The organism is Zobellia sp. OII3 (genome assembly GCF_002211465.1).
Classification (GTDB): Bacteria; Bacteroidota; Bacteroidia; order Flavobacteriales; family Flavobacteriaceae; genus Zobellia; species Zobellia galactanivorans.
In genome coordinates, this window is sequence record NZ_MWRZ01000002.1 from 239,422 (window position 1) to 261,412 (window position 21,991).

General features: G+C 42.5%; 18 protein-coding genes. 12 read left to right on the forward strand and 6 right to left on the reverse strand.

All coding sequences use genetic code 11. The features are described from left to right. The first annotated feature begins 239 nt into the window (after nucleotides 1–239). A complete protein-coding gene (locus B4Q04_RS08130; protein ID WP_013995372.1) occupies nucleotides 240–1,262 on the forward strand; it encodes a threonine aldolase family protein in 1,023 nt (340 codons plus the stop codon). 1 nt (nucleotide 1,263) lies between these two features. On the opposite strand, the gene B4Q04_RS08135 is transcribed toward B4Q04_RS08130, so the two are convergent. Then, nucleotides 1,264–1,596 (reverse strand): YegP family protein, encoded by a 333-nt coding sequence (locus B4Q04_RS08135; protein WP_013995373.1) that lies wholly within the window; start codon nucleotides 1,594–1,596, stop codon nucleotides 1,264–1,266. Nucleotides 1,597–1,791: 195 nt separating this feature from the next. Between B4Q04_RS08135 and B4Q04_RS08140 the strand changes: the two genes are divergently transcribed. After that, nucleotides 1,792–2,892, forward strand: coding sequence for an OmpA family protein (locus tag B4Q04_RS08140; RefSeq protein ID WP_088696520.1), 1,101 nt, complete (start codon nucleotides 1,792–1,794; stop codon nucleotides 2,890–2,892). A gap of 49 nt (nucleotides 2,893–2,941) precedes the next feature. Here the strand turns inward: B4Q04_RS08140 and B4Q04_RS08145 are convergent, their stop codons facing one another. Together B4Q04_RS08145 and B4Q04_RS08150 are read right to left on the reverse strand one after the other, a co-directional pair. Further along, nucleotides 2,942–3,388 (reverse strand): thioredoxin family protein, encoded by a 447-nt coding sequence (locus B4Q04_RS08145; protein WP_013995375.1) that lies wholly within the window; start codon nucleotides 3,386–3,388, stop codon nucleotides 2,942–2,944. 41 nt (nucleotides 3,389–3,429) lie between these two features. Beyond that, a complete protein-coding gene (locus tag B4Q04_RS08150) occupies nucleotides 3,430–3,756 on the reverse strand; it encodes a YbaB/EbfC family nucleoid-associated protein (protein WP_013995376.1) in 327 nt (108 codons plus the stop codon). A gap of 139 nt (nucleotides 3,757–3,895) precedes the next feature. Here B4Q04_RS08150 and B4Q04_RS08155 point away from each other — a divergent pair, with 139 nt between their 5' ends. The 3 genes from B4Q04_RS08155 to B4Q04_RS08165 all read left to right on the forward strand — a co-directional run bounded on the left by B4Q04_RS08155 (nucleotide 3,896) and on the right by B4Q04_RS08165 (nucleotide 8,652). Beyond that, a complete protein-coding gene (locus tag B4Q04_RS08155) occupies nucleotides 3,896–5,962 on the forward strand; it encodes a S9 family peptidase (RefSeq protein WP_410543967.1) in 2,067 nt (688 codons plus the stop codon). Nucleotides 5,963–6,224: 262 nt separating this feature from the next. After that, a complete protein-coding gene (locus B4Q04_RS08160; RefSeq protein ID WP_013995378.1) occupies nucleotides 6,225–7,268 on the forward strand; it encodes a PLP-dependent cysteine synthase family protein in 1,044 nt (347 codons plus the stop codon). Between the two features lie 124 nt (nucleotides 7,269–7,392). Then, complete coding sequence (locus B4Q04_RS08165) at nucleotides 7,393–8,652, forward strand: aminotransferase class I/II-fold pyridoxal phosphate-dependent enzyme (RefSeq protein ID WP_013995379.1); 1,260 nt, start codon at nucleotides 7,393–7,395, stop codon at nucleotides 8,650–8,652. Between the two features lie 99 nt (nucleotides 8,653–8,751). Here B4Q04_RS08165 and B4Q04_RS08170 read toward each other — a convergent pair whose 3' ends face one another. Next, entirely contained in the window at nucleotides 8,752–9,870 is a 1,119-nt protein-coding gene (locus B4Q04_RS08170; protein ID WP_088696521.1) for a GTP cyclohydrolase, read from the reverse strand. Between the two features lie 93 nt (nucleotides 9,871–9,963). Further along, nucleotides 9,964–11,049, reverse strand: a complete 1,086-nt coding sequence (locus B4Q04_RS08175) for a transporter (RefSeq protein WP_013995381.1) — start codon at nucleotides 11,047–11,049, stop codon at nucleotides 9,964–9,966. Nucleotides 11,050–11,275: 226 nt separating this feature from the next. Between B4Q04_RS08175 and B4Q04_RS08180 the strand changes: the two genes are divergently transcribed. From B4Q04_RS08180 to B4Q04_RS08210, 7 genes are all read left to right on the forward strand, one after another. Continuing rightward, the gene (locus B4Q04_RS08180; RefSeq protein ID WP_088696522.1) at nucleotides 11,276–11,539 is read left to right on the forward strand and encodes a DUF4834 family protein; all 264 of its coding nucleotides are present in this window, start codon (nucleotides 11,276–11,278) and stop codon (nucleotides 11,537–11,539) included. Nucleotides 11,540–11,717: 178 nt separating this feature from the next. After that, nucleotides 11,718–14,174 (forward strand): YfhO family protein, encoded by a 2,457-nt coding sequence (locus B4Q04_RS08185; protein ID WP_088696523.1) that lies wholly within the window; start codon nucleotides 11,718–11,720, stop codon nucleotides 14,172–14,174. Between the two features lie 38 nt (nucleotides 14,175–14,212). Then, nucleotides 14,213–15,484, forward strand: coding sequence for a glycosyltransferase family 4 protein (locus B4Q04_RS08190; RefSeq protein ID WP_013995384.1), 1,272 nt, complete (start codon nucleotides 14,213–14,215; stop codon nucleotides 15,482–15,484). After that, a complete protein-coding gene (locus B4Q04_RS08195) occupies nucleotides 15,484–16,947 on the forward strand; it encodes a lipopolysaccharide biosynthesis protein (protein ID WP_088696524.1) in 1,464 nt (487 codons plus the stop codon). The genes B4Q04_RS08190 and B4Q04_RS08195 overlap by 1 nt, the downstream gene beginning before the upstream one ends. Before the next feature lie 117 nt (nucleotides 16,948–17,064). After that, entirely contained in the window at nucleotides 17,065–17,847 is a 783-nt protein-coding gene (locus B4Q04_RS08200) for a hypothetical protein (protein WP_123772346.1), read from the forward strand. 53 nt (nucleotides 17,848–17,900) lie between these two features. Further along, complete coding sequence (locus B4Q04_RS08205) at nucleotides 17,901–18,266, forward strand: DUF7009 family protein (protein WP_013995387.1); 366 nt, start codon at nucleotides 17,901–17,903, stop codon at nucleotides 18,264–18,266. Nucleotides 18,267–18,281: 15 nt separating this feature from the next. Next, nucleotides 18,282–20,585 carry an FdhF/YdeP family oxidoreductase gene (locus tag B4Q04_RS08210; RefSeq protein WP_088696526.1) on the forward strand — a complete coding sequence of 768 codons (2,304 nt, stop codon included), beginning with the start codon at nucleotides 18,282–18,284 and terminating at the stop codon, nucleotides 20,583–20,585. A 64-nt stretch (nucleotides 20,586–20,649) separates the two neighbouring features. Here B4Q04_RS08210 and B4Q04_RS08215 read toward each other — a convergent pair whose 3' ends face one another. Beyond that, complete coding sequence (locus tag B4Q04_RS08215; RefSeq protein WP_088696527.1) at nucleotides 20,650–21,837, reverse strand: hypothetical protein; 1,188 nt, start codon at nucleotides 21,835–21,837, stop codon at nucleotides 20,650–20,652. Between the last annotated feature and the right edge of the window lie 154 nt (nucleotides 21,838–21,991).

Below are 21,991 nucleotides of genomic sequence, written 5' to 3' on the forward strand. Positions count from 1 at the left end.
TTTGTTTGTACTTAAGATACTCGTTTTTAAGCTCTTTACAGCAAATAATAATGTAATTATTGAAATGGTAAATTAGTATTCAAGCAATAATAAAGGGACTTTTTTATTGTATTTTGTACGAAAAAGAAACAATTTCCTTCGTTTTTGTCAAATTTGGCTACATTTGGCGCGCTCTATTTTTAAGGATATTGAGCTAAATGCACGAATGCTTTTTATAAGTAATTTATTATACAATTAGTATGCAGATCAACCTAATCAGTGATACCGTAACCAAGCCCACCCCGGAAATGTTAGATGCCATGATGTCTGCCCAAGTGGGCGATGACGTGTTTAAAGACGATCCTACCGTGAACGCTCTTGAGGAAAAAGTGGCCCAAATGTTCGGGAAGGAAGCGGCCTTGTTTTTCCCATCGGGAACAATGGCCAATCAGACCGCTATAAAGCTACATACCCAACCGGGAGAACAGTTGATATGTGATAAATATGCCCATGTTTATAATTATGAAGGGGGAGGAGTCAGTTTTAATAGTGGAGTCTCGTGCCGGCTGATCGATGGACATAGGGGGATGCTTACCTCCGATCAAGTTGAAGCAGCGATTAATCCGCCGGATTTCTATCACAGTCCGCTGACCTCATTGGTGTGTATTGAAAATACGACCAACAAAGGAGGTGGAGCCTGCTGGGACATCAAGGAATTAAAAAAAATCAAGGAAGTCTGCATAGAACACAACTTGAGCTATCATTTAGACGGTGCCCGTTTATGGAATGCCATGGTACAGAAAAATGAAAGTCCTTTAGCTTATGGGGAATTATTTGATACCATTAGTGTCTGCCTGAGCAAGGGACTGGGCTGCCCGGTAGGTTCTGTCGTTGTAGGAAGCAAGGCGCAAATGGACCAAGCACTTCGTATTCGAAAGATCTTCGGAGGAGGCATGCGCCAAGCGGGGTATTTGGCCGCTGCGGGTATTTATGCGCTCGACCACCATGTGGAGCGACTGGCAGAAGATCATAGCAAGGCCCGTGAAATAGGAGAGGAGCTACAGGGCTTATCTTATATTAAGAGGGTTGAGCCCATTGAAACCAACATCATTATTTTTGAAATCGATGAAAATGTCCTCAAAGCGGATGCTTTTTTGGGAAAACTCAAGGAAAATGGGGTACATATTATAGGTATGGGACAAGGAAAACTTCGCATTGTCACCCATTTGGATTACACCGATACCATGCACGATAAATTCATCGATATTCTAAGAAGCCTTTAGATTATAGATCGTATTCTTCTTTTAGGGCGTTTAAGGAATTTATAAGGTTTTTAATTCCGTTCTCCATGCCGGCCTCCGAGCCGTAGGGTAGACTATGCCCTAGTATTTGTCCGTTCGCGTCCTTTAAATAAAACAGAAACTGACCATCGTGGTTTGTTTTTCGTTCAAAATTGCCACGGCCAACGGGCATACCTTGCAGTTGAGCCATAGCCTTTTTCATGGCATCTTCATTAGTGTAGGCTATACTGTTTAATATAGTGCTTCCACTAAGGGAGCTAACTGAAAATTTGTATTTGCTATCGGTAAAATGGGTCTTTATTATAGATGTCTTCATGGATAATAAATTTACGGATTTTTGAAATAACAATTTTTACGCAAGAATCAATCTATGCTATGCTACTATATTTTTTTTCTGGTTAAAATGATGTATTTCAACGGCGTTTTTCGTTTTTAATAAGAATGTACTTGTTAAAAATTTATTAAATCATTAACTTGGAGTTCACTATAAACTATAAACATTAACTAAACTATGAAAAAGATTCTTTTTTCTATTGCCGTATTGACGGCATCATTGGGTGCGGCACAAGATTTGCCCACCGATCCTGAACCCGGAAAGTGTTATGTACGATGTACCACCCCGGACGTTTATGTAAACGAAACCGTTACGGTTACGATAAAGCCCGGTTACAAGGTATTAAAGACGATTCCCGCAACCTACAAAACCGTTACCGAGCGTGTTTTGGTCAAGGAAGAGAGTAAAAAACTCCGCATTATTCCCGAAGAGTGGGGCACTGAAAAGGTGACCTATGTTTCCAAGGAAGGCGGAAATACCTTGAGTATCAGTCCGGCCAGTTTTGGTACGGCCTCTGAAACGATCGAAGTGAAGCCTGCCTATGCACAATGGGAATTAGGGGCGGCGGCTCCTGATTGTGATTCCGGCAACCCTGACGATTGTAGGTATTGGTGTTACAAAGGATACCCTGCGGAATTTCAGACTATTGAAACGGCTACCTTGGTCCGTGATGCCAGTGCATCAAAGACTCCGGTTCCCGAAAAAAACGCAAGCTACACTAAAAGGGTCCTTATTTCTCCGGCCAAGGTGGTAGAAGAAGTGGTTCCTGCGGTTTATGACGAAATTACCCGAACGGTCTTGGATAAAGATGCCTATACCGTTGAGGAAGTTGTGCCGCCCGTAACCAAGACTTACACCAAAGAGGTGTTGAAAGAAAAAGGAAGGTTAACGACTTGGAAAGAAGTAGAGTGTTCCTTGGTTACCTATCAAGCCCTTCCTATCAATTGGAATTTAGGCAGTGCTACTTTGACCGCTCAGGCCAAAAGCATTATCGATACCCGTTTATTGCCCGTGTTGGCCAAGAATCCCGGGGTTAAAGTAGAATTGGCCTCACATACCGATGCCCAGGGCAGTGCATCTTCAAACCAGGATCTATCGGAACGAAGGGCGCAGGCCGTGGCCCAGTATTTGATTTCCAAAGGCATCAATTCAAGTCTTTTGGTCGCTAACGGCTATGGGGAAACAAAACCTAAGAACCGTTGTAAGGATGGGGTTTCTTGTACCTCTAGGGAGCATGCGGTAAATAGAAGGACCGAATTTAGGTTGATCAATAACTAATTCCTGCAAATTTGCAATAAAAAAAAGGCCTCTGATCAGAGGCCTTTTTCTATTTGTTTTTTTCTAAGAATTTCAGATGGTAGCTTATTTCGCCCGTCATACCATAGCCGGAATATTCGTTTACAACTTTTCCTTTAGGACTTAGTACGGTCAGTAAGGGAAAGACTCCTTTCTTGTTCAGTTTTTTAAATAGCCCTTGGTTGTGCTCCCATTGTTCCGTGCTCAATAAATCCCTATTCCGCGGTATATCAATATAGAGTAGCACGTAGTTTTTTGATAGTTCGTAGAACTCGTCCGTGTCAAAAAGGTCGCGTTTTAGCATTTTGCACGGAGGGCACCAATCGCTTCCGGTGAAATACACCAGAACATTCTTATTTTCTTCTTTCGATATATGCATGGCACTGTCGTAATTCTTTAGCCAATCGACTTCCTTGGCAGGGGTGTCGGTCTGGCCCAACAGGCAAAGGGGCAGAAAGAAAAGTAATAAGAATTTCATAGCTGACGGATTTAAGTCGTTAACAAGCAAATAGCCTGCCATTATTTAAATAACGAGTCCATCCCCGGAATATTGGGCATACCTTCTTTTGCTACGGCGGCAAGTTCCGCTTCGTTGACCTGTGTAGCCTTTGTTATGGCCTTGTTAAGGGTCAGGATCAGAAAGTCCTCCAGTTGCTCTTTGTCTTCGAGAAGACTATCGTCGATTTGAATCTGTTTTACCTCCCTATTGGCCGTAATGGTCACCTTGACCAAACCATCTGCGGAAGACTCTTCTAGGCTCACCGTGTCAAGGCGTTTTTTGGTTTCTTCTACTTTTTGTTGGGTTTCCTTGAGTTTCCCCATCATACCCATCATATCTCCGAACATAGTTTTCTTTTTTTTGTTAGACTAATTTGCGAAATTACTAAATTGTAGCTAAAATCTGTCTACAATGAACCATTTGGCGAAAAAGTATATCGTTCTAGGCTTATGCCTTACATTTGTGCCCTTAGTTCAAAGTCAACAAATGAATATGAGTGAAGCAAAAGCACCGATAGCGAAAAAAATTCCGTTTACATTGGAAAAACATGGAGATGTCAGGGTAGATAACTACTATTGGCTGAGCGATAAGGAAAATCCGGAGGTGATTGCCCATCTTAAGGCCGAAAAGCAGTATTACGATTCCCTTACGGCCCACACCAAGCCTTTTCAAGAACTTCTTTTTAACGAAATGAAAGCCCGGATAAAGGAAGATGATGCTTCGGTTCCCTATAAGCAAAATGGATACTGGTATATCACTAGGTACGAGACGGGAAAGGAATATCCTATTTATTCGCGCAAGAAAGGTAGCCTTGATGCTTCTGAGGAAATCATGTTCGATGGAAACGAAATGGCAAAGGGGCACGAGTACTTTAGTATTGGTGGAATAGCCATTAGTCCTAATAACAAATTGGCCGCCTTTGGGGTTGACACCGTTTCTAGACGGCAATATACCATCCGCATAAAAAACCTTGAAACCGGTGAAATTTATGAGGATACCATAGAGAATACTACGGGAGGCTCGGTCTGGGCAAATGATAACAAGACTCTTTTTTACACCAAAAAAGACGAGGTTACCTTGAGGTCCGACAAAATTATGAAACACAAATTCGGTACCCCGGCTGAAGAAGATGTACTGGTGTTTCATGAAAAGGACGATACCTTCGGTACATACGTATACAAATCGAAATCTAAAAAATATATTTATATCGGTTCGTACAGCACCTTGACTTCGGAATATCAATACCTGCGTTCCGATGATCCCGATGGTGAGTTACAAATGTTCTCGCCCCGTGAACGAGGTGTGGAATACAGTGTTTCCCATTACGGATCCCATTTTTACATTTTGACCAATAAAGATGGCGCCACGAATTTCAAATTGATGAAAACCGATGAAAATGCGACCACTTCGGATCGTTGGGAAGAGTTTATTCCCCATCGCGAAGATGTTCTGTTGGAAGATGTCGATATGTTCAAGGACTACTATGTGATATCGGAACGATCAAACGGATTGAACCAAATCAAGATCAATAGATGGGACGGTTCCGATTCGTATTATCTACCTTTTGATAGTGAGACCTATACGGCAGGCGTAGGCAGGAATCCTGATTTCGATACTGAAATTTTGCGCTATTCCTATAATTCGATGACCACCCCCAGTTCGGTAATCGATTTTAATATGAGAACCAAAGAAAAAGAGGTCAAAAAGGAACAGGAAGTACTTGGGGGAGCATTTGACAAGAACAATTATAAGGAAAAACGCATTTGGGCCACGGCCCGCGACGGGGTGAAGATACCCATGTCGATCGTATACCATAAAGACACTGAACTCAACCAAGAGACCCCGGTATTACAATATGCCTATGGTTCGTACGGACATACCATTGATCCTTATTTCTCTACGGTACGCCTTAGCCTTTTAGATCGGGGCTTTGTCTATATCGTGGCGCACATAAGGGGAGGGGAGTACCTAGGAAGGCCTTGGTACGAAAATGGCAAGTTGCTTAAGAAAAAAAACACCTTTACCGATTTTATCGATTGCTCAAAGTATCTCTTGGAACAAGGGTATACTTCCCCCCAGCATTTATATGCTATGGGTGGTTCTGCGGGAGGACTCCTAATGGGTGCCGTTATCAACATGGCACCTGGCCTATATAACGGGGTAATTGCTGCAGTTCCCTTTGTCGATGTGGTCACCACCATGCTCGATGACTCCATACCGTTGACCACGGGTGAGTATGACGAATGGGGAAACCCGAACGACAAAACGTATTACGATTATATGAAGTCGTATTCGCCCTATGATCAGGTAGTCGCACAAGAATATCCGAATTTGTTGGTGACTACAGGGCTCCATGATTCACAGGTGCAATATTTTGAACCCGCAAAATGGGTGGCCAAGCTTAGGGAGATGAAGACCGATAAGAACCTATTGATGATGGACATTAATATGGATACCGGACACGGAGGAGCTTCCGGACGTTTTGAATCATTACGGGAAGTCGCCAAAGAATACGCCTTCTTTTTAGATTTGGAAGGTAAGGTTACAGAATAATATAGGTAATTGTACCGTTTGGTTTTATGATAAAGGTAAATTCGGTGAATATCCGTGATTTTACAACCTTTAAATTGTTCAAATCTTGTGTATAATGCTAACGAAATGTTAATGATTTCATATAAAAGCCACAAAATCTTCATTTTTTAGAGGTATTTTCGATGTTAAAATGACATATTCAAAAAAAATAGTAATTTTGCTTTAAGAATTTTGTGGATATCTTTAGAATACCATAGATAGTTCCCGAAACCAGACATCCTTTATGGAAAACAAAATCAAGGCTTACAACAGTATCCTAGAACTTGTAGGAAACACACCGCTAGTAAAATTAAACAGAATAACAAAAGGCTTCACAGGTAACTTTTACGCCAAGGTAGAAGCTTTCAACCCGGGCCACTCTTCCAAAGATCGCATAGCAATGCATATTATAGAAGAGGCAGAGCGCAAGGGCATTTTAACCGAAGGGAGCACCATCATTGAGACCACATCGGGCAATACGGGTTTTAGTATTGCGATGGTGAGCATCATCAAAGGTTACAAATGTATTTTGGCGGTAAGTTCAAAATCATCAAAAGATAAAATCGATATGTTGCGTTCAATGGGCGCAACGGTCTATGTTTGTCCCGCACACGTGAGCGCAGACGACCCCCGTTCGTATTACGAGGTGGCGAAACGCTTGCACAGGGAAACCAGTGGGTCGATTTATATCAATCAATATTTTAACGAGCTTAATATGCATGCCCACTACGAAAGTACGGGGCCTGAAATATGGGAGCAGACCGGAGGTCAGATTACCCATTTTGTGGCTTGTAGCGGAACAGGGGGCACCATTTCCGGTACTGCAAAGTACCTGAAGGAGCAAAATCCCGACGTTAAGGTTATCGGTGTCGATGCCTTTGGTTCCGTATTAAAAAAATACCATGAAACCCGAGAGTTCGATGTCAACGAAATCTATCCGTACCGTATAGAGGGCTTAGGTAAGAACCTGATTCCTTCCGCAACGGATTTTGATGTGATCGATAAATTTATAAAGGTTACCGATTCGGAAAGTGCGCATACCGCACGTGAAATCGCCAAGACCGAAGGTATTTTTGCCGGCTATACCAGTGGAGCTGTCATGCAGGCCCTTAAACAATTGAACGAAGAAAACGAATTTGGACCAGATGATAACGTTGTCGTTATTTTTCCCGACCATGGTTCACGATATATGAGTAAAGTGTATAGTGACCAATGGATGGAAGACCAAGGTTTTTTCGACACCAAGGAAGTTGGCGAAATTCAAAAAGTACAATATATTAAAGAATAACAACGAGGTTTGCAAAAGTTAAAGAGCAATGACTATAGGTCATTGCTTTTTTGTTTCGGAATAATATTTTATGAATGTTGCTCTTAAAATCTTACTTTTGCCCTTAAATACAAAGTAAACCTAAATGCGAGATTTATTTGACAGAATTCTAGAGAACAAGGGTCCGTTAGGAAAATGGGCTTCACAGGCGGAGGGATATTTCGTTTTTCCTAAGTTGGAAGGTCCGATTTCCAACAGGATGAAATTTCAAGGAAAAGAGGTAATCACTTGGAGTATCAATGATTACTTGGGCTTGGCCAACCTTCCGGAAGTTAAAAAGGTAGACGGAGAAGCGGCTACAGAATTTGGAGCGGCCTACCCGATGGGGGCTAGAATGATGAGTGGTCATACCGACTTTCACGAGCAGCTTGAAAAAGAGTTGGCCGAGTTTGTTGATAAACAATCCGCTTACTTATTGAATTTTGGTTACCAAGGAATGGTTTCTGCCATAGACGCCTTGGTTTCCAAGGATGATATCATCGTTTATGATGTTGATTCGCACGCCTGTATTATCGATGGCGTTCGTCTACACATGGGTAAACGCTTTACCTTTAAACATAACGATATCGAGAGTCTTGAGAAAAACCTTGAGCGTGCCACAAAAATGGCCGAACATACCGGAGGTGGTATTTTGGTCATTTCCGAAGGTGTATTCGGAATGCGGGGCGAGCAAGGAAAACTCAAAGAGATTATCGAACTCAAGAAAAAATATACCTTCCGTTTGTTCGTTGATGATGCACATGGCTTTGGAACCTTAGGCGCTACTGGTGCCGGTACGGGTCAAGAACAAGGCGTACAAGACGGTATTGATGTCTATTTTGCCACTTTCGCCAAATCTATGGCGGGTATTGGGGCTTTCATCGCGGCCGATAAGGAAATTATCGATTATCTCAAGTACAACTTGAGGTCACAAATGTTCGCTAAGTCCTTGCCGATGATTTATGTAAAAGGGGCATTGAAGCGATTGGATATGCTACGTACCATGCCTGAGCTAAAGGCCAAGTTGTGGGAAAACGTAAACGCGCTTCAAAATGGATTAAAAGATAGGGGCTTCAACATAGGAAGCACGAATACATGTGTTACTCCGGTATACCTTAACGGTAGTATTCCAGAAGCGATGGCACTGGTTAAGGATTTACGTGAAAACTACGGAATTTTCTGTTCTATAGTGGTTTACCCTGTAATACCTAAAGGATTGATTCTATTGAGAATGATTCCTACTGCCACGCATACCATGCAAGATATAGAAGAAACATTGGAAGCTTTTTCCGCGATTAGGGACCGTTTGGAAAACGGCACCTACAAAAGATTATCTGCAGCTGTTGCTGCGGCAATGGGAGAGTAAGTGAAGCTTTTTCGTTAAAAAATAAAGGCCCCGTTTTTATAAAACGGGGCTTTTTTATGACCTATTTTTGATGCCGGTAGGGCGGAAGCGGCCTATACCTCACAAGCTCTTTTTGTAAGTACAGCGCCGTTTGTAGATTTTAGGGTCAAAATGCTTCCACATTTGACGGATGGCAATATTGTCTTCAAGTTCGGGCGTGCGGTAGCACATTTCAATCCCCCTTTTGTTGAAGGTCTTGTAGTATTCGTTAAAGATAATGGCCGTAACCCCTTTGTTTTGATAATCGGGGTGAATGCCTATAAGATAGAATACCGCATCCTTGTTGTGCTTTTTGGCACGTAATAGATGGTAGAAACCAAAAGGGAACAGTTTTCCCTTGGCCTTTTGCAAAGCACTGCTGAACGAAGGCATAACAATGGCAAATGCGATTAAGCTATCGTTTTTATCTACAATGAACTTGATGTATTCGGGATCTATAAAAGTGATATACTTTTTCTTGAAGTATTCCTTTTGCACATCGGTTATAGGTACAAAAGAAGAAAGTTTGGAGTAGGTTTGGTTAAAAAGGTCGAACATTTGGTCGACCAAGGGCATTACCTCACTCGTTTTCTTAAAATTTATCTCACGCAGACCATAACGACGTTTGACCAATTCGTTCAATTTCGTGAACAGTGCGGGGTCGGCATTCTTGGCGGGAAACTTGTTTTCGACATATTTTTTCTCTTTTACAAATCCCAAACGCTCGTAATGGTCAACATAGTAGGCGTGATTGTACCAAGTAACCATGCTTCCAGGCTGATCAAAGCCGTCTGTAAGCACGCCTACCTTGTCCAAATTGGAAAAACCTACCGGACCCTCCATAAACTCTAAGTTGTGCGCAGCTCCTATCTCGGCCACCTTTTTTAGCAAGGCTTCCGATACTTCGGGGTCATCAACAAAGTCGAACCAACCGAACCGCATTTTCTTAACGTTCTGTTGATTGACCTCAAGGTGATTGATGATGGCTACGACACGGCCTACAATCTTATTGTTCTTGTAGGCGAGATAGAACCAAGCGCTGGCATTTTTAAAAGCAGGATTGGTGTCCTTGTCGAATGTCGCCATCTCATCGGCAATCAAAGGTGGAACCCAATAGGCTGAATCTTTATAAAGCGCAAAAGGAAATTTCACGAACTGCTTTAGTTCGTCTTTTGAAATCGCTTCTTTCAGAGTGACCATACCATTTTTTTTGTAAGGTCAATATTAGGGATAAATAGGATGAGAATAAAATTATGAAACTGAATTTTGCAAAATTGTGAAAGCTTGGCCCCTTTAAAAATCAATGGCGCCGTTATCACGATTTTTACTTTTGTTCTTTCTTTGCTTCTTTTCTTGTTTTCTCATCTTTTTGAGTTCTTTTTTAGAAGGGCCTAGGTCGATGTCTTCGGCACCGCTACCACTTTCCCCTTTTTTGCGGGCTTCCTTCTTTTTCTTCTTCATCGAATTCTTCTTGATGGGGCCTCCATTTTCGCCGGCACTTTGCTCATCTATCGATTTCAACTTGTCTTTGTGCATATCGAAACGGTACGAGCCGCCGACGGTAATGAAAATACGTGAAGGGGTGTTCTTGAAACTTGCGCCAAGGTTAAAGTCTACCTGAAGGTCATCTGTGAGCAAATGCGCGATACCTCCTCGAATAAGGGCATCGGAATAACGATCGCTTTGAATACCCTGGTTTTCTACAAAGGCACTCCATTTAGGGTTACGGAAGGCATGGGAGAGGGATATCATATAACTCAACTCAGGGTAATCGGTGGTAATCCGGTCATACGCTATATTGGTAATCAACACAAAACGAGGGGTCAGTCTACTTTGCGTAGCTATCATCCCACGGTACGACACGGTTGGGTCACCGACATAAAAAGGGTTGTCGCCTAAATTAAAGGTAGCCCCTCCGTAAAGGGATATGGACGGAATTAAATTCTTGAACTTAAAACCGTAATTGGCCTTCCAGCTATAAAGGTTGGGTTTGTTCCGTTCCGGGTTTTTGTAATGGTCGTAGATCATATATTTCAGTCCGACCCGGTTTCTTGAAAAATCGGTCAGGTTTTCTGAAGTGCCAAAATCGGTATAAGTGATATTCTGGTTGACATAGGTACCCTCATAATTTATTTCCAACTGCTCAAAAAGAAGTCCGTACCGTAAAGATATATCGGAACCCCAAATATTACTTTCGGTATTGAGCAAGCTATGGTCACGTTGTTCGAACAGTACGCCCGCCTCGACTTGAAGCACATTGCGGCCAACGGCATATGCACTGACCGAAAGTCCAGGCCTGTTGGAGTTGATTACATCGGTATATTGTGAAGCCCCAATAAAGGGTAGGGCAAAAAATAAAGTCAAAAGATATTTTTTCATCTTGGTGTCGCTAGATTAACTTTGAACTCATATTCGTTTTGTAAAGGTAGAAGGCTATGAACGAACACCATTTTTTATAGGCCAATACCTCCATAGTCTTGTGTTTTGCGACTTTTATGGGGTATACACTTATATTTGAAATGGTACTTTAGTAATATTTTAGCACTTCTACACAGCTATTACAACGTTAGAATCGTATTTTTGATATAATTATTTCGAAAAAAGTATGGCATTTTTAAAAACTATATTGATCATCGTATTGATCTACTATCTGTTCAAGTTGGTAGTAAAGATGTTCGCTCCTAAGATATTCGGTTATGCGGCCCGCAAAACACAAGAGCACTTTAATGAAAAGTTTGGGGGATTTGCACAACAAGAGCAAGCGACCCAAGAGCGCGTCGGCGATGTTATTATAGAAAAAAAACCTTCCAAAGGCAGTAAATCAAATAATCAAGTAGGCGATTATATCGACTTTGAGGAAGTAGAGTAATTGTATTCCCGTTTTTTCCATTTCTTTCGGTGCTGTGTCTTTTTCCCTCCCATCCCTTGGTTTATTTTTTTCGGTACGCTTGGGCCATACCTACGGCATTATAAGTTTAATAGTGCGTTCTGATTCCAAAGTAGCGATAAGTTCATTATTTTAGCCGAAACAATCGATATCACCCATTATGCAAAAAGGATTGAAGGCCTTCTTCGTACATTTTTTTGTTACCGTATTCTTTGTTGTCGCCGCTTTGGCATATTTCTATCCCGTACTTCAGGGGAAGGTAATTGAACAGTCTGATATTGTTCAATTTACGGGAATGGCCAAAGAGCAGAATGATTTCAGGAAAAAGACCGGTGATGAACCGTATTGGACCAATAGCGCCTTCGGGGGCATGCCCACATATCAATTGGGGGCATATTATCCACATGACTATATCAAGACATTAGACCGTGCGATTCGGTTTTTACCGAGGCCGGCCGACTACCTATTTCTTTATTTTATTGGCTTTTATATATTGCTTTGTTGTCTAAAGGTCGATTATCGTTTGGCCATTGTAGGCGCATTGGCATTTGGTTTTTCTACCTATTTCATCATCATATTGGGGGTCGGGCATAATGCCAAGGCCCATGCCCTTGGATATTTACCCATGGTTTTGGGAGGGATTGTATTGGTGTTCCGCAAAAAATATCTTTGGGGTTTTATCCTTACTGCTTTTGCCATGGCCCTAGAAATAAAGGCCAACCACTACCAAATGACCTATTATTTCATGCTTTTAGTACTGATTCTAGGTGCGGTCTATCTTTATGACGCTATTCGCAACGGAAAGCTGGTACATTATTTCAGTTCGGTGGGTATTCTATTGGCGGCGGTTCTATTGGGTATTGCGGCCAATGCCACAAGCCTTATGGCCACAAAGGAATATGCCGATTGGAGTACCCGTGGAAAATCGGAACTTACGATCAATCCTGACGGTACGGCTAAGGAGAATACGAACGGATTGGATAAATCCTACATCACACAATGGAGTTATGGGATTACCGAATCATTGAATCTTTTCGTACCCCGCTTGTTCGGTGGATCCAATAGTGAAAATCTGGGGGAGAGTTCCAAAACTTTTAATTTCTTGGTCGACCAAGGAGTTTCCCGAAGTCAAGCTTTAAATTTCTCTAAGGGACTTCCTTTGTACTGGTCGGATCAACCCGGTACATCGGGCCCTGCCTATATTGGCGCAATCATCTTCTTTCTTTTTGTTTTAGGACTCATTTTGGTCAAAGGAAAGACCAAATGGTGGCTTTTGGGCGGAGTGATCATGTCATTGTTACTTTCATGGGGAAAGAACTTTAGCCTATTGACCGACTTTATGATCGATTATTTTCCGCTATACGATAAGTTTCGGGCGGTGTCGTCCATACAGGTGATCTTGGAATTGTGTGCTCCCGTATTGGCCATTTTGGCCCTGCGTGAACTTTTTACACCTACTGTTCGGGTAGAGGAAAAACTCAATGCCTTAAAAATTTCCTTTTTTACCGTATTGGGCCTCTGTGTAGCCCTGTTTATCTTTAAAGCGGGCTTCGATTTTGTGGGGCCAAGTGATGAATTCCTAAAAAGAAATTATGGAGACGAGCTCGTTTCCTTGATACAGGCCGACCGTAAGGCCGTATATAACTCCGATCTTTTGCGTTCGTTGATATATGTTATTTTGGCCGCTTTGGCACTTTGGTTCTACATAAAGGGAAAGCTAAAGGAAAATTTGGCGATAGTGGCCCTTGGGGCTTTGATCGTATTTGACTTGGTCGGTGTTGGTTTGCGATACGTAGACGGTGAAGACTTTGTTTCAAAGAGAAGAATGACACAGCCTTTTCCCGAAACGGCCATAGATCAAGAAATCAGTAAGGATAAATCCATTTTTCGCGTATATGACCCCCAAGAAGGTATCAATGGGGCCCGTGCATCGTATTATCACCAAAGTATCGGAGGTTATCACGCCGCCAAACCGGCAGGTCTTGAAGACCTATTCAGCTTCTATATATACAAAGGGAATTTGGGGGTACTCAATATGCTCAATGTAAAATATGTAGTGCAGCAAGACGAAGAAGGCAAAAGCTACCCTGCGGTCAACCCCAACGCCAATGGCAATGCCTGGTTCGTAAGTAAAGTGCTCAAGGTAGATTCGGCCGATGAAGAAATTTTGGCCTTAAACGATTTGGATACAAAGACCGAAGCGGTCGTTAACCAAGCCAAGGTAAAAGAATTGGACCGATTGGAGTTTGCGCTTGATTCTACGGCTTCCATTCGCTTAACGGACTATAGGCCGAATCACTTGGTCTACGAATCGGCAAACCAGAATCCCGGACTGGCCGTTTTCTCCGAAATGTATTATCCACATGGATGGCATGCCTATATCGATGGAAAACCACAAGATTTCTTTAGGGTAAACTATACGCTCCGGGCCATGGAAGTCCCACAAGGAAGCCATAAAATCGAGTTTATTTTCGAACCGGAGGTCGTGGCGACCGGGAGCAAGATTACCTTGGCCAGTAACATCCTTTTGGCCCTTATCGTTCTCGGCGGTATTGGTTTTACGTTTTTTGTCCCTAAGAAAGAAAAGGAACTGAACGACAAAAAAAATAGCTGGTAAAGGTTGAGTTATTCTGATATCCAACAATAAAATTATTTATGAAGAAAGTCCTCATCATCACCTATTACTGGCCTCCTGCGGGCGGCCCAGGGGTGCAGAGATGGCTAAAATTCGTTAAATACCTTCGTGATTTCGGTATTGAACCCTTGGTCTACATTCCCGAGAATCCGCATTACCCTATAGAAGACGCCACTTTGGCCTCTGAAGTTGTCGAAAACCTAACCGTTTATTCGCAGCCGCTTTTTGAGCCTTATGGCATAGCGAAGGTTTTCTCCTCAAAAAAAACAAAACGCATCAGTTCGGGAATTATCCAAACCAAAAACCAGTCGGTCTTTGAAAAGGCCATGCTTTGGGTGAGGGGCAATTTTTTTATTCCGGATGCCCGAAAGTACTGGGTAAAACCTTCGGTAAAATATTTGAGCGATATTATTGCCAAGGAAAAATTAAAAACCATTATTACCACAGGCCCGCCACACAGTGTGCATCTCATTGGGCGTGAGTTGAAGAAATTACACGGTTTACAATGGTTGGCCGATTTTCGCGATCCATGGACCTCTATAGGCTACCATAAAGAACTGCGGCTTTCAAAAAATTCACAAAAAGAACACAAGGCCCTTGAGCATGCCGTACTCAATGAAGCCGATAAAATAGTGGTAACCAGTAAGACCACAAAAGAAGAGTTCGAAAGTATTACAAAACAGCCCATTTCGGTTATTACCAACGGTTATGATCTGGAGCATAGCGGGGAAGTAGATTTGGATAAAGGATTTACCATTTCCCATATCGGTTCTTTGCTTAGCGGAAGAAATCCGGAAAACCTATGGAAAGTGCTCTCACAAATAGCAAGGGAAAATGCCGTCTTCAGGGGCGATTTACAGCTGGAGTTTATGGGAGTGGTAAGTCAAGATGTGATGGATACCATGTACCGTTATGAATTAGGGCCGTATATTAAAATGAGGGGTTACGGTTCACATGCGGAAGCCCTACGAAAACAACAAAGCTCCCAATTGTTGCTTCTGGTAGAGATCGATAGCGAAGAAACCAAGGGAATTATCCCTGGCAAACTGTTTGAATATATGGCGGCGAAGCGACCTATTTTGGCGGTCGGCCCCCAAGGTTGGGAAGCGGGCGAGATCATTCAAGGTACAAACGCGGGCAAGGTATTCGACTACTCCGCCCTTGAGCCGTTAAAAAACACCATTTTAGCTTGGTATGAGGCCTATAAAAAAGGGAGTATTGTATCTGAATCGGTGGATGTGGAGCGTTTTAGCAGACGCGCCCTAACCGAAGAACTTTCAAAACTCTTGTAATGGGAATTGTATTCAAGCAATCGCTCAACAATTCAATTATTACATACCTCGGTTTCGGACTCGGGGCACTGAATACTTTGGTTCTCTATTTGCAGTTTATGGACCCTGAGTATTACGGGCTCTTACAGGTGGTCTTGTCGGCCTCGGTCGTTTTAATGCCCTTATTGGCCTTTGGGGTACCGAATACGCTGGTCAAATTCTATAGTGGCTTCAACGATAGCAAATCTACTGACGGATTTTTGACCCTTATGCTTTTTTTGCCTTTGGCACTTATGCTTCCTATTGCCGGAATCACATATGTGGTGAACGATGCCATCGGAAGTTTTTTATCCAAGGAAAATCCCATCGTAAAAGACTATGTGTGGCATATCTTTTTGATTGCCATGGTTATGGCCTATTTTGAAGTTTTTTACGCCTGGGCCAGGGTGCATATGAAATCGGTTTTCGGCAATTTCATGAAGGAGATTTTCGGTAGGGTGGGGCAGACTACGCTACTGGTCCTGTTATATTTTAAGGTGATTTCGGTTACGTCTTTTATAGATGGACTCGTAATCGTCTATATTTTACGAATGCTCGTTATGAAATTATATGCCTATCGCTTACATAGGCCTCGATTGGTTTTTGACTTTCCTGAAAATACACCTAAAATCTTAGTATATAGTGCCCTTATTATCTTAGGCGGTTCCGTGGCCATTGTCTTATTGGAAATCGACAAGGTCATGATCAACCAATTTATCAAGATCGAGAATGTAGCCTACTACAGTGTGGCCAGCTTTATTGCCTTGGTCATAGCCGTACCTTCGCGGTCGATGCACCAGATAACCTACCCCCTTACCGCGGAACTCCTAAATAGAAAGGATGCTGTGGGGCTAAAGCGGCTTTACCAAAAAAGTTCGCTTACACTTTATGTTATTTCCGGACTGCTTTTTGTTCTTATCTTCCTTAATCTCGACGATTTGTACAAATTGCTACCCGACGCCTATAGGCACGGGTATTTTATCTTTGTCTGGTTGGGACTCGCCAAGTTGTACGATGCCCTATTGGGGAATAATAATTCCATTCTTTACAATTCCGATTACTACAGGGCCGTATTGTTCATGGGGGTCTTTTTGGCCATTGTTACCGTGCTTCTAAATGTTTGGCTTATACCGGCATACGGACTCGATGGTGCCGCAATCGCCAGTTTTTTGGCCTTTTTTATCTACAATACCGTAAAACTGGTCTATGTTAAGATGAAGTTCGACATACTTCCTTTTACCAAGGAAACTATCGCGGTTACCCTATTGATGATCGGAACGGTATTGGTTTTTTACTTTGTTACGCTTCCCTTTCATCCAATCTTAAATATCATGATCAAAGGACTGGGGATTAGCTTGCTCTATGTTGGGGTGGTGTATAAATTCAAGATTTCAGAAGATGTTTACCAAGTGCTGAACGGTCTATTTGGAAAGAAAGGCGAATAGTTTTACCTTAACATTTGATAGTCACTTTAATGTGGACATTCTGTCCAATTTTTACATTAAGCCATAAATGGCATTAGGCATTAAGAAATTAGATTTCAATTGATTTATTAAGAGTACATGGGGCATTTAGTTAGAGGTTGTTTGAGGGCATGTTTGCATTTAGAGTTCTATGAGACTTTGACAAATGCCGAAATACGGGTTTATAAAGTACTACCGGAAGCCGATGAACTCCATATCGAAAAGGGTAAGCTTGTTATTTTATCTTCTAAGACCGTTATCCAAAAAACAAAACATCTTATAGGCAGTGGGTATACGGATGATGAGGGCAACTATAACATCCCTTTGTCCGATCGATACGGTAGTGGCCCCTTGGAAATTGATGTGGTGGTTAGTGATAAGGGCAAATCAAAAAAGGCGACGCACACGGTTCAGTTCACCCTAAGGCGGTTGAATCCGGTTTGGCGTAAGAATCAAGAAGATAAGGAGTTCATTTTTAATTATAGCTTCAATTTTAAGTTTTGGAACCAGGTTCGCACGGAACTTGATATATGGACGATTATCGGACATATACGTTCCAAAGAAGACCGTAATACCCCTGTAAAGGGAGTGACCGTTGCGGCATTTGATACGGACTGGATCAATGACGACTTTTTAGGAAGTGCCCTGACCGATAGCAAGGGTCAGTTTCGAATAGATTATAAGGGACTTGATTTCAAACAGACATTTCTATCGCCGATGATCCGTGTTGAAACCCCGATATCTTCCATACCTGGACCAGGTGTTTATTTTAAAATATACTCTTCAGAAGGAGTTTTGTTATACGAGGAAGACAGAAACATGGGCAAGACCCAAGAAAGGAAGAATATCCCGCGTTGTTTCGATATTGACTTGTATATTTAACACTAATTAAATTTTGAGACCATTTTTAATGGTCGTTATCAATAGAACCTAAGATGAAAATAAGGATCAAAGGTAATTCCGTTCGCGTACGGATTACAAAATCAGAAGTCACACAACTCTGCAAAGAAGGCGTGGTACAAGAGGTTACGCCATTTATAAGCGGTTCATTTACCTACGCCTTGCGTTCCCAAGATGTGTCTGGTCTTACGGCAGATTTTCAAGATAATACCATTACCGTAGTCTTGCCTCAAGAATTGGTAAAAGACTGGGAAGACAACAACCGCATAGGATTTAACGGTTCGGTCCCACTCGGAGATGGACAAAACCTATTACTTTTGGTTGAAAAAGACTTTACATGTATAGAGGATAGGGGGGAAGACGAATCCGATAATTACCCTAACCCTAAATTGCAACACTAGAAATATAAGTTGAGTATGCAGAATGAAAACTTTCGAAGAAAGGTATCGGTCATTGGTTCCGAAGATTTATCGAATATCAAGATAACAGAACCGGTACGGTACGCTGCCGGAAAATTAGGTGTAAAAGAGGCCTTGCGCCACGGATTTAAGGAAATGGGCATTGTACGCTCTATGCGTGCATTTTTAGAGCTGAACCAAGAAGACGGCTTTGACTGTCCGAGTTGCGCTTGGCCCAATCCGGAAAAACCTTCCACTATAGCGGAATATTGTGAAAATGGGGCAAAGGCAGTTGCCGATGAGGCCACTACCGATAAGATCGGCCGAGAATTTTTCAAGAAGTATTCCGTAGAAGAGTTATCGAAACTCACTGAATACCAATTGAACAAATTCGGTAGGCTTACCGAACCTCTTGTTCTTAGGCCGGGCAGTATTCACTACGAGCCTATCTCATGGCAAGAGTCATATGAACTTATTTCCGAAGAATTAGGGCGATTGAAATCACCCGATGATGCCATTTTTTATACTTCCGGGCGATCCAGTAACGAAGCGGCCTACCTTTACGGTATGTTTGCCAGGGCCCTAGGCACCAATAATATGCCCGACTGTTCCAATATGTGCCACGAATCAAGTGGCGTAGCCCTTTCAGAGACCTTGGGTATCGGTAAAGGTTCGGTAAAACTTGAAGACCTATACGGTGCCGATGTGGTAATCGTGGCCGGACAAAACCCGGGTACGAATCACCCCCGTATGCTTTCGGCCTTAGAAAAATGCAAGAAAAATGGAGGCAAGGTGATTAGTATCAATCCCCTTGAAGAATCCGGACTCATTAATTTCAAGAATCCACAACATGTAAAAGGACTCATAGGTGGAGGTGAAAATCTTACCGATATTCATCTTCAGGTGCGTATCAATCAAGATATAGCCCTGATGAAATTGATTTTAAAACGACTGGCTGCCTTGGATGAAGCCGGTCAGAAAGTATTTAACCATGATTTCTTGGGCGAGTATGTAGACGGTTACCAAGAACTTTTGGACGACTTGGCTCGCTACGACGAATCGTCATTACTCGACCTATGTGGGGTAGAGGAAGCCATTATCGATGAAACCGTGGCCTTATTGGCTACAAGTAGTAATATCGTGATATGTTGGGCGATGGGACTGACCCAGCATAAGAACGGTGTAGCTACTATTTGCGAATACTTGAACCTACTCTTGTTAAAAGGGTCCTTAGGAAAACCCAACGCTGGCACCTGTCCTGTACGCGGCCATAGCAACGTTCAGGGCGACCGTAGTGTGGGGATTATGCATTTTGTAAACCCAGAACTCAACGAGCGTATTGAAAAACATTTAGGCTTTAAGGCCCCTGATAAAGAGGGACTTGATGTTGTTGGGGCCATTAAGGCCATGCATGATGAAAGCGGTAAGGTTTTTATTTGTTTGGGAGGAAATTTTTTAATGGCGGCTTCCGATACCTTGTATACGGCCGAGGCCATGCAGAACTGTGAACTTACGGTTCAGATAAGTACGAAATTGAACCGATCGCATTTGGTGACCGGAAAAACGGCGCTCATTCTACCCACTTTCGGTAGGTCGGAAAAAGATATGAAAGGTGACAAGTTGAGATACCAGACCATGGAAGATAGCATGGGCCGTGTACGCCAATCACGTGGACTTCTAAAACCGACCTCCGAGAACATAAAAAGTGAACCAGAGCTTATCGCCGAACTGGCCCATACTCATTTTGGAGCCGGGCATTCGGTAAACTGGAAAGCCATGGGAGAGGATTATGAGCTAATTCGGGAGAGTATCGACTTTGTCATCAAAGGGTTTGAAAATACAAAGGAAAGGTCAAAAGGAATAGGGTATTATCTACCCAACAATGTTCGTGATCTCGATTTTAGTATGCTGCCCAATGGTCGGGCCCAGCTGACCCGAAACCCCTTGCCCGAACACGAATTAAAGGATGAAGAGCTCATGTTGATGACCATTCGCTCCCATGATCAGTTCAACACTACGATCTATGGAATGGACGACAGGTACCGCGGAATCTACAATGAAAGGCGGGTTCTTTTTATGAATGCCAAGGATATGGAAAAAAGGAACTTGAAAAAGATGGACGTGGTACATATTAAAAGTACCTATAATGGAAAGGTACGTACGGCACATAAGTTTCTGGTAGTACCGTATAATATCCCTTCAGGTGATTTGGCCGCCTACTACCCTGAAACCAATGTCTTGGTGCCTTATGACCAATACGCCGATAAGAGCAAAACACCGATCAGTAAATCGATTAAGGTTACGGTTGAGAAAGCCATCTAAAATAAAACCCCCGCAGCAGACGAATCTACTGCGGGGGCAACAACTAACCAACCTAAAAACTATTTTAATATCTTCTTGAGCTTCTCGATGAAGTCGATCTTGAAGCGCTATTGTTCGAGCTGCTTCTTGAAGGGGCTTTGCTCACGGAACTTCTTGATGAACTACGGTTCGACACGCTGCTTCTACTCTGGGTAGGTGTCCGTTTTGTGCTTCGGACCGTGTTTTTATTTTGAGAAGAGCTATAGCGGTTACGGTTGCTAGAGCTTACCGCACTGCGCGTTGGTCTCTTGGCCGATGATGTTTTGGTCACCGTTGTTCTTTTGGTTACCGTACTTCTATTCGGTTTGCGTACGGTAGTCGTTTTTCGGGTTACAGAAGTACCGTTACTCGGGCGAACACGGGTCGATGACCGGTTTACCGTGGCCTTGCTGGTTTTTCCATTGCGCACCGCGCTACTTCTGTTCGTGCTTCTTACAGCGGCACTATGACGGGCCGTAGTATTCCTTGATTTAGAAACATTGCTGCTTCTATTGGAAGCCAAACTGTTAGTTCTGCGGGCACTGCTTCGTACGCTTACCCTTTTATCGTTTCTATATACCCTTGATCTTTCGCTCCTAATTTTATTATAGCGATGGGTTTTACCGATTTTGGCATAGAATCGTCTTGTATTATGTCTGTAAGGAGAATAATAGGTGTAACGAACAGGACTGTAATATCTTCTATAAGGCCTGTTGTACACAAGACAAAAGCCAATTGACGGTCTGGTAAAAAAGGCATGGAAGGGTCTGTGGACATAGCGTCTGTTGTAAATGTTTATATACCCCGTATGATAATCATATAGACCTCTGTGGTTGTAATAGATGCTCATGCCTCCCAATCTACGGATGCGTCCGTTGTTATAACTTATGTCAACATCACCTATTTGGGTAACACGTCCGTAATAATCGTAATAAATAGGTACGTTCTCTACTTGAATTACCGCACCGTAATCATCATATTGGGCGTACGGGCTATAATCATAACCAGAGTTAAAGGTAACACCGTTTCTACGTCCGGTGACGCGACCATCAATGTAAAAATCAAACTCACCATCAGGATATACCGAAAACGTAATGCCATTTTCGACAAAAATAAATGAGTCGTTGTATCCATAAGCATTGCGTTCTGCAACCTTATCTTCTACTGTAGCTGTGGCCATGGCACCGGTAGTGCCTAAAATAAGGGCCGAAAAAAAGAGTAGTAAGTTTCTCATGCTATAAGGTTTTAAATTCCTGAGTGTAATTATTTACATTCGAGTTGTAATAAACAAACAGCGTGCCAAAAATTGGAACATAAATACAACTTACTGATATTAAGTTAATTAAATTGAAGTGTTATTTTAAAAAGGGAGGAAATAGGCTTTATAA

Bases quoted from the DNA above. Each gene is read 5' to 3' on its own strand.
- B4Q04_RS08130 (WP_013995372.1), top strand. From the start codon at position 240: ATGCAGATCAACCTAATCAGTGATACCGTAACCAAGCCCACCCCGGAA.
- B4Q04_RS08135 (WP_013995373.1), bottom strand. From the start codon at position 1,596: ATGAAGACATCTATAATAAAGACCCATTTTACCGATAGCAAATACAAA.
- B4Q04_RS08140 (WP_088696520.1), top strand. From the start codon at position 1,792: ATGAAAAAGATTCTTTTTTCTATTGCCGTATTGACGGCATCATTGGGT.
- B4Q04_RS08145 (WP_013995375.1), bottom strand. From the start codon at position 3,388: ATGAAATTCTTATTACTTTTCTTTCTGCCCCTTTGCCTGTTGGGCCAG.
- B4Q04_RS08150 (WP_013995376.1), bottom strand. From the start codon at position 3,756: ATGTTCGGAGATATGATGGGTATGATGGGGAAACTCAAGGAAACCCAA.
- B4Q04_RS08155 (WP_410543967.1), top strand. From the start codon at position 3,896: ATGAATATGAGTGAAGCAAAAGCACCGATAGCGAAAAAAATTCCGTTT.
- B4Q04_RS08160 (WP_013995378.1), top strand. From the start codon at position 6,225: ATGGAAAACAAAATCAAGGCTTACAACAGTATCCTAGAACTTGTAGGA.
- B4Q04_RS08165 (WP_013995379.1), top strand. From the start codon at position 7,393: ATGCGAGATTTATTTGACAGAATTCTAGAGAACAAGGGTCCGTTAGGA.
- B4Q04_RS08170 (WP_088696521.1), bottom strand. From the start codon at position 9,870: ATGGTCACTCTGAAAGAAGCGATTTCAAAAGACGAACTAAAGCAGTTC.
- B4Q04_RS08175 (WP_013995381.1), bottom strand. From the start codon at position 11,049: ATGAAAAAATATCTTTTGACTTTATTTTTTGCCCTACCCTTTATTGGG.
- B4Q04_RS08180 (WP_088696522.1), top strand. From the start codon at position 11,276: ATGGCATTTTTAAAAACTATATTGATCATCGTATTGATCTACTATCTG.
- B4Q04_RS08185 (WP_088696523.1), top strand. From the start codon at position 11,718: ATGCAAAAAGGATTGAAGGCCTTCTTCGTACATTTTTTTGTTACCGTA.
- B4Q04_RS08190 (WP_013995384.1), top strand. From the start codon at position 14,213: ATGAAGAAAGTCCTCATCATCACCTATTACTGGCCTCCTGCGGGCGGC.
- B4Q04_RS08195 (WP_088696524.1), top strand. From the start codon at position 15,484: ATGGGAATTGTATTCAAGCAATCGCTCAACAATTCAATTATTACATAC.
- B4Q04_RS08200 (WP_123772346.1), top strand. From the start codon at position 17,065: ATGGGGCATTTAGTTAGAGGTTGTTTGAGGGCATGTTTGCATTTAGAG.
- B4Q04_RS08205 (WP_013995387.1), top strand. From the start codon at position 17,901: ATGAAAATAAGGATCAAAGGTAATTCCGTTCGCGTACGGATTACAAAA.
- B4Q04_RS08210 (WP_088696526.1), top strand. From the start codon at position 18,282: ATGCAGAATGAAAACTTTCGAAGAAAGGTATCGGTCATTGGTTCCGAA.
- B4Q04_RS08215 (WP_088696527.1), bottom strand. From the start codon at position 21,837: ATGAGAAACTTACTACTCTTTTTTTCGGCCCTTATTTTAGGCACTACC.